Consider the following 12,704-nt stretch of genomic DNA (forward strand, 5'->3'; position numbering starts at 1 on the left):
ATACCCGGATCAGTCCCCGGGTTACCCCGCTTCAAAGAAAATCCGGAAGGCTCTTGCGGATCGCCTCGGGGCTATGGGTCGTCAAGTTCTTGTCGATCTCCCCCGCGATCAGCTGTTTGAGCGAAGGGGACTGATGTTTGCGCAGCATCCCCAGGAAAGCCGGAGCAGCGATGACGTAAAGCTTCTGCAGCTCTCCTTTGTTGCGGGCGCTCTCCAGCGTCTCGCAGACCAAGCCGGCGAAGCGCTCGGCATTCTCCTGCTTGTGCGCCTCTTCGCCGTTGATACCGTGAGCCCCCGACATGGGGTCGTGGCCTCGACCGCCCTTGTCGGTTGTCAGATCGCCCTCGTGAAGCCGGCCTTCCGGGAAGGTCAGCGTGTGGATCTCGCGCAGCGCGCCTGCCGATTTCTCTGTGGCGAAGATGCGTGCGCGGCTGTTGTCGGCGGCCAGTATCCAAGTCAACATGATGTCGTCTTACTCCCGTGCTGAGCCCGACCGCGACGCGGTCGGAGCCTTGGCTGAGACGGGACGATGGTCTTTGCGATGTGGGGTCATGCGTCGCTGCACCCGCTCCCGTCCCTTTCAGTGTAACAGGCCCGTCACGGAAATCAGTGGCCCGGTCGACTCCCGCCGGCAGCGCGTTCGACGCACTCGAGGTAGCTCGCGGCGTCGAAGGGTGCCTGGCTGCGTTGCAGCGTCCAGAGCGCCTCGGCGAGGCATTCCATGATGCGGTGCTCGGTTTCGTGCGGGTCGCCGGTGGTCTGCATGAGACGGCTGTAGAGCCCACGGATACCTGCAGGCTGATCGACGCTCAACTGCTCGAGGATGGCGATATGCAGTCCCATGTGCAGGAATGGATTGGATTTGCCGTGCTCGGGGAGATAGTCGCGCTCCAGGGTCGTCTCGCTATCGGTCATGAGACGGTGATATTCGGGGTGACGGCGCAGGACCTCGACGATCTGCGCCTCGACCGGCTCCAGGGGTTGCCCGGCTTGGGCCTTCTCCCAGGCTGTGATGAAGGTGCGACGATGGCTTTCACGGTCGTTTGCGAACATGGCGTCGAGGTTCTCGAAGGGGTGTAGTGGATTCGGACTCGGTGCAGCGGCTTTGAGGGGGCCTGTGGTGATTGCGTTCGATCTTGCGTCACGGCGGCGGCGTCTTGTCCCGATAGTCGCAGAGATCGGCGATCGGACATTCGGGGCAGCGCGGTTGACGTGCGAGGCAGACATAGCGTCCGTGCAGGATCAGCCAGTGATGGGCGTCCTTCAGAAAGACCTTGGGGACATGGCGCAGCAATGCTTGCTCGACCGCGAGCGGGGTCTTTCCGGGTGCGAGGCCGGTGCGATTGGACACGCGGAAGATATGGGTGTCGACGGCCATCGTGGGCTCGCCGTAGGCGGTATTGAGAACCACGTTGGCCGTCTTGCGTCCGACGCCGGGGAGCGCCTCCAGGGCCTTGCGCGCGCGCGGGACCTGCCCGCCGTGCTCCGCGATCAGGATCGCGCAGGTCTTGATGATATTCGCCGCCTTGCTGTTGAAGAGTCCGATGGTTCGGATGTGCGTCTTGAGGTCATCTTCGCCGAGGGCGAGCATCCTCTCGGCCGTATCGGCCACCGCGAACAGGCCAGCCGTGGCCTTGTTGACCCCCTTATCGGTCGCCTGTGCCGACAAGATCACTGCCACCAGAAGCTCGAAGGGCGTGCGATACACCAATTCGGTCGTCGGCGCCGGGTTGGCGGCGCGAAGACGCTCGAAGATAAGACGGCGCTTTTCCTTGTTCATCGATGGATAATCCCGCAGGACTGTCTAAAATAACAGCCCACTTCGTCGAGCGATTTTCCGACATGAGCGATGACCTGACCCCTCGGCAGCGGCAGATCCTGGAGTTGATCAGGTCTCACATCCGCAAAACCGGGGTTCCGCCGACACGCGCGGAGATCGCCCGGACCTTCGGTTTTCGTTCCGCCAACGCGGCCGAAGATCATCTACGCGCCTTGGCGCGGCACGGTGCGATCGAGCTGACGCGGGGTCGCTCGCGCGGCATCCGGCTGATCGATGATGCGCGCCTTTCCCGGGAGGCAGAGCTCCCGATCATCGGGCGTGTCGCCGCCGGCAGTCCGATCCTCGCCGCTGCGCATATCGAGGATCTCTGTCCGATCAACCCGGACCTGTTTCATCCCCGCGCGGACTATCTGTTGCGGGTTCGCGGCAGCAGCATGCGCGATGCGGGCATCCTCGACGGCGATCTTTTGGCGGTCCATGCCACCTCGCAGGTGTGCGACGGCCAGATCGTGGTGGCGCGTTTGGGCGACGAGGTGACGGTCAAGCGTCTGCGTCGGCACGGCAACGGGTCGGACCGGGTGTATTTGTTGCCGGAGAATCCGAGCTTCGAGCCGATCTCGGTCGATCTGCGCACGCAAGAGCTGGTCATCGAAGGATTGGGGGTCGGCGTGCTTCGGTGTTTCGCGAGCGGTAAGGCTCAAGGTACGACCAGCGTCACTCCGGGCATGAGTTGATCGGGGTCTTCGAGCACATGGCGATTGGCCTCGAACAGGGCGCGCCATTGACTGCTGTCGCCGTAGCAACGGCTGCTGATCAATGCCAACGAGTCGCTGGGGCGGATCCGATAGGCACCTTGTGCGTCCAGCACGCGAGCCAGGGTGAGTTGACGCTGGTGCAGGACCTTCTCGGCGGCAGTGACGGCACGCTCCGCGGTTGCATCGCGTTTCACATCCGGATCCTGCAGTGTCTTGCGCAGTTCAGCGTAGGCATCGCGGGACGCCTGCCGCGCCTGCTCCGAATCGAGCGTACCGCCGTCTTGCGGCGGGACCCGTGCCCGGAGTGCCTCGAACCGGCGCTCGAGTGCCTCGTGAGCCGTGGTGAGCGAGAGCCTGCGGGCATCGAGCTCGGAGAGTCGCCGGTCACGCTCGCTGAGGGTTCGCTCGAGGTCGAGCAGCGCCTCCTTGAGGCGCTGTACCTCGCCGTTCATGCGCTCGATCTCCTGGCTTCCCTCCGCAAGCCGGCGCTCCGCCTCCATGCGCGCTTGGTCGGCGCTCTTGCGCGCATGCGCGGATTCCTTGAGTTTCCCCTCCATGCCGAGAAGACGCAGGGACATCGCTTCGATTTCGGCATCGGGCGAGACGGTCGGCTCCCGATCGGCCGACGGCTCCTCGGCCCCCAGGCTGCAGCCGCAACGAGCAGCATCAGGATTACGGGTAAGGGACCTGCGCGCCGAGAACGATCCCGGGTCATCATGATTCTCCTGGCGTCGTTTCGGCTGGCAGGTCTCGTGCCCGGGCTCTAAGCCACGCTTGGAAGCCCCGACAGGGCCATGGCGACCTCGTCCTCGGCATAGGTCAGATCCTTCAGCTTGCCGGCCAGGTAATCGGTATAGGCCTGCATGTCGAAGTTGCCGTGTCCGCAGAGGTTGAACAGGATCGTCTTGGCCTCGCCCGACTCGCGACACTTCTCGGCCTCGACGATCGCGGCCTTCACGGCATGGTTGGCCTCGGGTGCCGGGACGATGCCCTCGGCCTTGGCGAACTGGATGCCGGCGGCGAAGCAATCCAACTGATTGTAGGAGGTCGGCGTGATGTAGCCCAGCTTGGTCAGATGGCTGATCTGCGGCGCCATACCGTGATAACGCAGGCCGCCGGCGTGGAAGCCCGGCGGTACGAAGCTGGAGCCGAGCGTATACATCTTCACCAGCGGGGTCAGCTTGGCGGTATCGCCGTAGTCGTAGGCAAAGAGACCCTTGGTCAGGGTCGGGCAGGCCGAGGGCTCGACGGCGATCAGCTCGATGTCGCGACCGCCGCGCAGCTTCTCGCCGAGGAAGGGGAAGGCGATGCCGGCGAAGTTGCTGCCGCCGCCGGTGCAGCCGATGATCATATCCGGGTAGTCGCCGGCCATCTCCAACTGCTTTTGTGCCTCTATGCCGGTCACCGTCTGGTGCAGCAGGACGTGGTTCAGCACGCTGCCGAGCGCGTATTTGGTGTCGTCGCGCTGGGCGGCCAGCTCGACGGCCTCGCTGATGGCGATGCCGAGGCTGCCGGTGCTGTCGGGATGCTCGGCGAGGATGGCACGTCCGGATGCGGTGGTCTCGCTCGGGCTGGCGATGCACTGGGCCCCGAAGGTCTCCATGAAGGCGCGACGGTACGGCTTCTGTTGGAAGCTCACCTTGACCATGTAGACCACGATCTCGAGGCCGAACATGGATCCTGCCAAGGCGAGCGACGAGCCCCATTGACCCGCACCGGTCTCGGTGGTGATGCGCTTCACGCCCTCCTGCTTGTTGTAGAAGGCTTGCGGGATGGCGGTGTTGGGCTTGTGGCTGCCGGCGGAACTGACGCCCTCGTACTTGTAGTAGATCTTGGCCGGCGTCTTGAGCGCCTTCTCGAGTCGGCGTGCCCGATAGAGCGGCGAGGGGCGCCATTGCCGGTAGACCTCGCGCACCGGCTCGGGGATCTCGATCTCGCGCTCGGTGCTCATCTCCTGCTCGATCACGGCACGCGGGAAGATCACCGCCAGATCGTCCGCCGTAATGGGCTGTTGGGTGCCCGGATGCAGGACCGGGTCGAGCGGGACGGGGAGATCGGCGTTGATGTTGTACCAAGTGCGCGGGAGATGCTGCTCATCGAGCAGATACTTGACTGAGTCGCTCATGCTGTGGTCGAACCTCGGTAGTGGGTATGGCGACCGGCCAACCTCGCCGCCGGTCTTTGTCGTCCGTCGGCAAGTGTGCCATTTTTGTGACCGATCTTGAATCCCGTCAGGGTCAAGAGCGTCGAGATTCTCCGCGCGGGGACGGCTTATGCGGCGTCCGAAGCCCTGTCGCGCGACTCGGCAACGTGAAAGATGCGCAAGCGGTGATCTAATGAATCGGTAAGAAGATCTGTGTCAGGATCTCGTTGTCGTGCCCGACCGAGCGCGGATCCTCCGCATCTCGGGATGCGATGCGCTCGGGTCCAAATATCCGTTCAGCATCGCGAGATCCAGGTCGTCATCCTTGGCGATGGCATGCGACATCGTCGGCACCATGAATCGCAGCCCGAAGGGCATCCGCCCCCGCATGCCCCAGGTGACGCCGGAACCGCAACCCGGCCGTGGCGAGCAAGACCTCGCGCAGGAGCATCGGCGCGCCCGCAAGCTGGATAATCTGCGCGATGTCGGTGATCGGGGATTCCTCAATCACAGCGGTCCTCGGTCGAGCGTTACGCGGCCGATAGCGGGATCGAATCGGCGTCTTCCTGACGGGGCAGATAGCCGTTCCGCCGGTCAGTAAGCGAGCTCATGCGCGCCGATATCGAAAGCGCCGCGTTGAGGCAGGGTGGTGCCGTAAAAGTCTCGCGTGCCGGTTGCTAATCCAAACCGGGATCCGAGATCGAGTCCGCGGTTGATGAGCGGTGAGTTGGTCGTCAAGCGATACTCGAGCATCTTCGCCAATCCATTCGGGTTATTGATGGTCCCGCCGAGGCCCGGTCTCACGAGTCCGGGGTTGAGATTGAGTCCGGTCGGAACGCCCTGGAGCATTTCTTGGCCGGTTCCCCGGAAGGACGAGAGACTCGAGTAGAGCGTCGACCCCCATTGAATCTTGAAGGGAGCGCCATTGGACCAATAGGTGTTGCCTTGAACAGCAAGTCCCTGTTGGCCGCTCGCCACACAAAGCAGAGGAGCTCCGGCGGTCGTGAAGATGATGTTGTTGCGAATGGTCAGGGAGGATGTCCGGGAGGGCACCCGAATGCCGCAGACGTTGCCGGTTGTCGACGGGGAGAGATAGATGGTGTTGTTGTAAATGTGGCTGTTGGAGATCTCCAGCGGCGACTTGCTCCAGACCATGATTCCGCCATACGTGTTGCGGCGCCCGTCGTTCTGGGAGATGTTGTAGCGAACGACATTGTTCCTGAATGAGGGGGCAGATTCGTACTGAGCGAGAAGATAACCGGCACCATCGTTGTCGTGTGAGTAGTTGTACTGCAGTACCGAATTCGTCATGCCGCCGTCAAGATCGAAACCACCGCCGTCGGAGGCTCCCGCCGTCGTGCGATTTCCGTACGACTCGTTGAATTGAATGGTGATTCGGTTCGCTCTCCAAGCCCATATCCCGATCGGGCCACTGCTCGAGGTGTTGCGCGCACCATTGGAATGGGCCACGGATCGCGCAATCCGACCGCCGTCGACATTCGAGAGCACGATGCCGTTGCCGGTCGGTTCTCGTACTCCGGAGATGCCCTGGTTTCGGTACGCGAAGCTGCCGGTCACGAAGACGTTTCGATGGGCGTAGCCGCGGAATCCCGGTGCATCGTATCCCCAAACGGTGATCCCGTTTTTGGCATTGTCGTATGCACGAACGCCGTTGATGGAAACATTCGTAAAGCCCGTCGTCCCGTTCCATGCGCCGACCTCGACCCCTGCATGGTGGAATCCGCTTGCATCGATTCGACTCAGAGTGACGCTATCCAACTTCACGCCACCCGGAAGGTCGGTGTAGAAGATGATGCCGGCCCCATCGTTGACATCGGCTCCCGAACCCCTGACGTTGAGATTGGAGATCACGAATCCGGCTGTGTTGTAGGCAAAGATGCCGTCGCCGTCGCCGGCCAGGATCGTGGCTCTGCCCGTTCCGTAGGAGCCGATACGAATGGGCGCGGCCGCTGTTCCTTGATCAAATGCGTCGAAGAACAGATTCCCTGCGAAGCTGTCTCCGCCGCGCAAGAATACGCGATCACCGGGGTCGAGGATCACGTCATTGATCTTGTTTAGAGACCTCCAAGGCGATTGACGCGAGCCCCCGGAGTTTGTGTCGCGGCCTGCTGCACTGAGGTAGTAATCGGCCCCGAACGAGATTTGGGGCAGCATGACGAGAACGACCAGCAGAGGGATCAACATGAGTCGTCTCCATTCCGGGTTTTCGCTTATCGCTTGCGGTTCACGAACGTCTTGAGGCGCTGGCGATGCTTGATCTGGCTTGGCGTGAGCTTGTTGCGACGACCTGCGAAGGGATTGGTGCCGCTCTTGAACTCGATCCGCAAGGGGGTGCCGAGGAGCTTGAGCTCGCGTCTGAAACGGTTGATGAGATAGCGTCGGTAGGTGTCCGGGACCGACTCGGTCTGGTTGCCGTGGATGATGATGATGGGCGGGTTGCGTCCGCCTTGGTGGGCATAGCGCAGCTTGATGCGTCGCCCATGCACGAGCGGCGGTTGATGCTCTTGAACGGCGTCCTCGAGCAGTCGCGTCAGCTCGGGTGTGGAGAGGTTGCGCGTGGCATTGGCGTAGGCCTTGTCGACCTCGTCGAGCAGGAGGCCGACACCGCTGCCGTGCAGGGCGGAGACCAGGTGCATTTTGGCAAAGTCGAGGAAAGCGAGCTTGCGCGCGAACTGGGTCTTGATCTGCTCGCGTTGGTCCGGGGCCAGCCCGTCCCACTTGTTGATCGCGACCACGAGTGCCCGCCCGCGCTCGATGATGTGTCCCGCGAGCGTGGCATCCTGCTCGCCGACGCCCTCGTGTGCATCGAGCACCAGGATGACGACATTGGCCGCGTCGATCGCCTGGAGCGTCTTGATGACGCTGAACTTCTCGATGACGTCGTCGACCCGGGCGCGGCGGCGCATGCCCGCGGTGTCGATCAGGGTGTAGTGCCGACCCTGTTGCTCGAAGGGGACGAAGATGCTGTCGCGGGTGGTGCCCGGGCTGTCGAAGGTGACCAGCCGGTCATCGCCGAGGATGCGGTTGATGAGCGTCGATTTGCCTGCGTTCGGGCGCCCGACGATCGCGACCCGGATGCCTTCCTCGGTCTGTGCGGCGCCGATCGCCTCCTCGTCGGCTGCAGGGAAACCCGCGAAGACCGCGTCGATGAGATCCTGCACGCCGCGACCATGGGTGGCCGAGACCGCCATCGGCTCGCCGAGACCGAGTCGATGGAAATCGGCGGTGGCCAGCACCGGATCCATGGTGTCGCTCTTGTTGACCACCAGGCTGACCGCCTTGCCCATGCGGCGAAGCCGCGCGGCGATCTCGATGTCGCCCGGGGTACAGCCGTCGCGCGCATCGACGAGGAAGAGCAGATGATCCGCCTCGTCGATCGCGAGCTGGACCTGGCGCTCCATCAGCGCCTCGACGCCGTCGACGGCCTGGCTGATGCCGCCGGTGTCGACGACGACGTAACGGCTCGGTCCGACGACGCCGATCCCGTACTGGCGATCGCGGGTCAGGCCGGGAAAGTCCGCAACCAAGGCATCCCGCGTGTGGGTGAGGCGATTGAAGAGTGTCGACTTGCCCACGTTGGGCCGGCCGATCAGGGTGATGACGGGCAGCATGCCGTTCAGGGGCTGGACTCCGGTGGTGCGGATCCCGGCGAATCGGCCGGTGCGGTATCGACGTCGCGCGAGGCGGCACCGGCGTCGGCGGGGGCGCTCCCGCGCAGGCCCATCTTGGGCGCAGGGGCAGCGCCGACGGACAAGGCGGCCAGGGTGCCGTCGTCGGCGTAGACATAGAGACGGTTGCCGACGACCAAGGGTCGTGCCGTGATCGCCCCTTTCCCCGTGATGCGGGTGCGCCCGACCAAGCGGCCGTCGGTGCGTGTGAGCAGATGGATATAGCCGTCCAGGTCGCCGACCGCGATCAGGTTGCCCACCAACGCCGGGGCGGTCACCTGGCGGTAGCGCAGACCCTCTTGGCGCCAGCGTCCGGCGCCGTCGCTCGGGTCCGCGCCCCAGATCTGGTCGCTCGAGTCCGTAATGAAGAGGTCGGATGCATCGGCGGCGAGCCCGGCGTGCGCCGAAAGCTCGCGTCGCCAGATGACGGTGCCGGTCGCGATGTCGACGGCGGCCAGATCGCCGTTGTAGGAGCCGACGAAGGCAATGGTCCCGATCACGACCGGGTCGGCATCGATATCGGCAATGCGCGAGAGCTCGGAACGCCCGCTCGGACGGGTGACGGCGACCTCCCAGAGCGGGGTGCCGTCGGCCGGGTCAAGGTTCACGAGCTTGCCGCCCGAGAGGCCGACGAGGATCCCGGTAGGTGTCATGACCGGACTGCTGCTGCCGCGCAAGGTGAGCACGGGGGCGGGATAATTGACACGCCATTGCTGGGCGCCGGTATTGGCGTCGATCCCGTAGACGCTGTCGTCGAGGGTGTGGACGATGACTTGGGCCGTGTCGGTCAGACGCGGGACCGAGAGGACCTCGCTGCCGAGTTGGGTACGCCAGAGCTCCTTGCCGTCGCTGCCGGAGAAGGCGAGAAGCTCGCCCCGACTGGTCCCGATCACCAAGCGGTCGCCTTTGACGTCGGGGCCGCCGCTGAATTGCAGGTCGGTGTCGCGCTCCCAGAGGACGCGTCCGCTGTCCGCGGCAACGGCGACCAACCGACCGCGTGAATCGGCGACATAGAGTCGCTCTGCAGCCAGCATCGGAACCAAGTAGAGCCGCCGTCCGGCCGTGCCGCGCGTCACGCGCGCCGACCAGAGGGTCGTCAAGCCGACCGTCTGCACGATCTCGGTAAGCTTGGTCGGTGGCGTGGGATCCTTGTCGGCGCCGAGCCACGGGATCATGCCGCAACCGCTCAACAGGCCGGCGAGCAGCAGAACTCCGAGTCGGGCGGCGCCCGCTGTCGATTGCGTGACCATAGACGGATCTCCGACCGCTATCCGGCGGCGGGTAGGTTGTCGAGCTTGAGACGGATCAACTGCGAGAACCCGGTCCCTTCGGCGATCGCCTGCTCGTAGGCCGCGCGCGCCGCCACCGTATCCCCGCGTGCCGCGGCGATGTCGCCCCGCACCGCGGCGAAGTCGCCGGCAAACTCGGGACTGGTGTCGTGATCCGCAACGGTCTTGGTTGCCTCGTCCAAGCGGCCTTCCGCAACCTGGATCCGCGCCAGGCGAAGCCCTGCGATGCGAGCCAGAGCCGGATCCGGGGCGGCGCCGATCACCCCCGTCAAGGCGGTTATGGCCGCATCGGTTTGGCCCGACTCGTAGAGCGCCTTCGCCTCGACCAGCGCGCCGAGCGCCGCATAGGGCGTCGAGGCGAACTCGTCGCTCAGCATGCGGGCCTGGGCCACGACGGCCTCGGTTTGACCGGTCGCGGCGTTCGCGAGCACCTGATCGAAGACCGCCGAGCCCTGACCGGCAACGCTGTCGCGATAATCGCCCCAGTAGCGCCAGCCGACGATGGCGCCCAGTCCGATGGCGATGCCCATGACGATCGCCACGCCGTTCTCTTTCCACCAGGTCTTGATGGCTTCGACTTTTTCGTCGTCGGTCTCGTAACTCACTTCGCTCTCCGTGGTGACGTGGATTCCCGTGCGGCTTGGCCGGCGTCTTCGCCCGCCGCCGTCAATCCGGGTTCTCGATCTCTCGCTTCAGGACTTCGACCAATGCGTCGAACCCAAGCTCCTGTTGGCCACTCTCGGCCCGCAAGGGTTTGACGCCGACGATACCCTGCGCCAGCTCCGACTCGCCCAGCACGAGTGCGAAGGCTGCGCCGCTCTTGTCGGCCTTCTTGAACTGGCTCTTGAAGCTGCCGCCGCCGCAGTGTGACATGAGGCGCAGACGGGGCAGGGCATCGCGCAGACGCTCGGCCAGGAGCGGGGCCTCGCGCTGGGCCTGATCGCCGACCGCGACCAGGTAGGCATGCACCGCAGGCTCGTCGGCATGGCCCGCGAGCGCGAGCAGCTCCACCAGCCGCTCGAGGCCCAAGGCGAAGCCGACGGCAGGTGTCGCCCGGCCACCGAGCTGCTCGACCAGTCCGTCATAGCGACCGCCGGCACAGACGGTGCCTTGGGCACCCAGATCCTCGGTGATCCACTCGAACACCGTGCGGTTGTAGTAGTCCAGACCCCGCACCAGCCGCGGATTGAGACGGTAGGGGATCCCCGCCTGATCCAGACCCTGACGAATGCCTTGAAAGTGCGCCAGACTCTCCTCGCCGAGATGATCCATCAGCGTCGGTGCATCGGCGACGACCTTCTGGGTCTCGGGATGCTTGGAGTCCAGGACGCGCAGTGGATTGGTATGCAGACGTCGCAGACTCTCGGCGTCCAAATGCTCGCGCCGAGCCTCCAGATAGGTCACCAGCTGCTCGCGATATAGCCGGCGCTCCTCGGGGTCGCCGAGACTGTTGATCTCCAGACGCAGACCCTTCAGCCCGAGCGTGCGCCACAGGCGGGCGGTGAGCAGGATCAGCTCGAGATCGATATCCGGTCCCGTGAGTCCGAAGACCTCGGCGCCGATCTGATTGAACTGCCGGTAGCGCCCGCGTTGCGGGCGCTCGTGGCGGAACATCGGGCCGCGATACCACAGGCGTCGGGGTGCGACGAGCAGACCGTGCTCGATCGCGGCACGCACGCAGCTCGCGGTTCCCTCCGGGCGCAGACTCAGGCTGTCGCCATTGCGATCCTCGAAGCTGTACATCTCCTTCTCGACGATGTCGGTGACCTCGCCGATGGAGCGCTTGAACAGGTCCGTGACCTCGAGGATCGGCGTGCGGATCTCGGCATAGCCGTAGCCCGCAAGGATGCTGCGCGCGGTGTCCTCGATGCGATGCCAGGTGGCGACGGCCTCGGGCAGGATGTCGTGCATCCCGCGGATGGCCTGGATGTCTTTACTCATGTTCGGCGGCTCGATGGATGCTGACGACGCTCGGATGGGTTCGGCCGGAGCGCACCGTCACTCGGGCGATGCGGGGTCGAACGAGAAGCGCGCCACGTTGCCGCGCGAACGACCTTCCAGGTCGAAGGGCTTGCCGTCGACCATCATGCTGCTGTTGTTGACCCGCCCGACCGTGAACCGGAAAGGCGCTTGCCCCGTAACCTCGCGTCGATCTCCGGCCTTCATCTCGCCGACGATGAGGCGTTGTCCGGCGGCATCGCGGACTTCGAGCCAAGAGGGACCGGAAAACTCGAGGACGATGCCAGTCGTCGCCGTCGCCGTCGCCGTCGCGGACTCGGGGGCGGGCGTCGGGGTTTCGACATCGGGCGTCGCGGTCGTTTCGTTCGACCCGATCGTGGTCTCGGCGACCGGGTCGGCTGTCGGCTCGGGTATGGCTGCGGGCGAGACGAGGCGTGTGCCGGCTCGATCGGGGTCGGTCTCGGACCGCTCGGTAATCGGCGGCTCGGGCGGTGCCGGTGTTGCGAGGCCATCCGTCGGGATCGATTCCGTCGTCTCCTCGGGTGTCTGCTCGGGTGCCTGCTCGGCGATCTCGGGCGCCATCTCGTCGATGCCCTCGGCATCGATCGCCAGGTGATTCGGGTCTGTCGTGTCGAGGCCCAGCTCCGGTGCGAGCTCGGGGCGATCGTGCCACCAGAGCGCAATCATCGCGACGACCGCAACGGCCAAGGCGAGGCTGACGAGGCGCACCAGGATGCGGGTGCCGCCCGAATCGCGATCCGATCCCGGGATCGGGCGGGCGGGCTCGATGCTCTTCGGAGTCCCGGCATGGGCCTGATAGGCGGCAATCAGCGGCATCGGATCAAGGCCGAGCATGCGCGCGTAGTTGCGCAGATAGCCGGTGATGAAGACCGGGTCGGGCAAGAGGTCGAAGCGATCCTGCTCGAGCGCCTCGATGATCGCGGGTCTGAGGTGCAGCTGCGAGGCGATCCGCTCGATCGCCAGGCCACGCGATTGGCGTTGTACCCGCAGGCGTCGCCCCGGGCTATCGCCGAATTCGACCACGTTTTGGTCGTTCGGGTCGGTCGATTGTGTCTGGTTTGTCACTCG

13 protein-coding genes are annotated in these 12,704 nt (G+C 64.8%); 1 reads left to right on the forward strand and 12 read right to left on the reverse strand.

Going from position 1 to position 12,704, the window contains the following annotated elements; all coding sequences use genetic code 11:
- Nucleotides 1–31 precede the first annotated feature (31 nt).
- The 3 genes from KFB96_RS21045 to nth form a co-directional block, all read right to left on the reverse strand.
- Nucleotides 32–463, reverse strand: a complete 432-nt coding sequence (locus tag KFB96_RS21045) for a host attachment protein (protein WP_213461078.1) — start codon at nt 461–463, stop codon at nt 32–34.
- Nucleotides 464–606: 143 nt separating this feature from the next.
- Nucleotides 607–1,053, reverse strand: a complete 447-nt coding sequence (locus KFB96_RS21050) for a DUF1841 family protein (protein ID WP_213461080.1) — start codon at nt 1,051–1,053, stop codon at nt 607–609.
- 88 nt (nt 1,054–1,141) lie between these two features.
- Nucleotides 1,142–1,780: an endonuclease III gene (nth, locus tag KFB96_RS21055; protein WP_213461082.1), complete on the reverse strand. Its 639-nt coding sequence runs from the start codon at nt 1,778–1,780 to the stop codon at nt 1,142–1,144.
- A gap of 62 nt (nt 1,781–1,842) precedes the next feature.
- Here nth and lexA point away from each other — a divergent pair, with 62 nt between their 5' ends.
- Nucleotides 1,843–2,514 (forward strand): transcriptional repressor LexA, encoded by a 672-nt coding sequence (gene lexA, locus KFB96_RS21060; RefSeq protein WP_213461084.1) that lies wholly within the window; start codon nt 1,843–1,845, stop codon nt 2,512–2,514.
- On the opposite strand, the gene KFB96_RS21065 is transcribed toward lexA, so the two are convergent.
- The 9 genes from KFB96_RS21065 to KFB96_RS21105 form a co-directional block, all read right to left on the reverse strand.
- Nucleotides 2,478–3,113 (reverse strand): LysM peptidoglycan-binding domain-containing protein, encoded by a 636-nt coding sequence (locus KFB96_RS21065; protein WP_213501528.1) that lies wholly within the window; start codon nt 3,111–3,113, stop codon nt 2,478–2,480. The two genes, lexA and KFB96_RS21065, sit on opposite strands and share 37 nt — an antisense overlap.
- Before the next feature lie 185 nt (nt 3,114–3,298).
- On the reverse strand, nt 3,299–4,660 hold the full coding sequence (locus tag KFB96_RS21070; protein WP_213461088.1) for a TrpB-like pyridoxal phosphate-dependent enzyme: 1,362 nt from the start codon (nt 4,658–4,660) through the stop codon (nt 3,299–3,301).
- A 337-nt stretch (nt 4,661–4,997) separates the two neighbouring features.
- Nucleotides 4,998–5,189 (reverse strand): hypothetical protein, encoded by a 192-nt coding sequence (locus KFB96_RS21075; RefSeq protein WP_213461090.1) that lies wholly within the window; start codon nt 5,187–5,189, stop codon nt 4,998–5,000.
- 83 nt (nt 5,190–5,272) lie between these two features.
- Nucleotides 5,273–6,883 (reverse strand): right-handed parallel beta-helix repeat-containing protein, encoded by a 1,611-nt coding sequence (locus tag KFB96_RS21080; RefSeq protein ID WP_213461092.1) that lies wholly within the window; start codon nt 6,881–6,883, stop codon nt 5,273–5,275.
- A gap of 26 nt (nt 6,884–6,909) precedes the next feature.
- Nucleotides 6,910–8,310 (reverse strand): ribosome biogenesis GTPase Der, encoded by a 1,401-nt coding sequence (der, locus tag KFB96_RS21085; RefSeq protein WP_213461094.1) that lies wholly within the window; start codon nt 8,308–8,310, stop codon nt 6,910–6,912.
- A gap of 5 nt (nt 8,311–8,315) precedes the next feature.
- Complete coding sequence (gene bamB, locus KFB96_RS21090; RefSeq protein WP_213461096.1) at nt 8,316–9,617, reverse strand: outer membrane protein assembly factor BamB; 1,302 nt, start codon at nt 9,615–9,617, stop codon at nt 8,316–8,318.
- Between the two features lie 17 nt (nt 9,618–9,634).
- Nucleotides 9,635–10,261: a tetratricopeptide repeat protein gene (locus KFB96_RS21095; protein WP_213461098.1), complete on the reverse strand. Its 627-nt coding sequence runs from the start codon at nt 10,259–10,261 to the stop codon at nt 9,635–9,637.
- Nucleotides 10,262–10,322: 61 nt separating this feature from the next.
- On the reverse strand, nt 10,323–11,597 hold the full coding sequence (gene hisS, locus KFB96_RS21100) for a histidine--tRNA ligase (RefSeq protein ID WP_213461100.1): 1,275 nt from the start codon (nt 11,595–11,597) through the stop codon (nt 10,323–10,325).
- A gap of 57 nt (nt 11,598–11,654) precedes the next feature.
- Nucleotides 11,655–12,701, reverse strand: coding sequence for a RodZ domain-containing protein (locus KFB96_RS21105; protein ID WP_213461102.1), 1,047 nt, complete (start codon nt 12,699–12,701; stop codon nt 11,655–11,657).
- Nucleotides 12,702–12,704 lie beyond the last annotated feature (3 nt).

The sequence above is a fragment of the Thiocapsa sp. genome, assembly GCF_018399035.1.
Lineage (GTDB): Bacteria > Pseudomonadota > Gammaproteobacteria > Chromatiales > Chromatiaceae > Thiocapsa.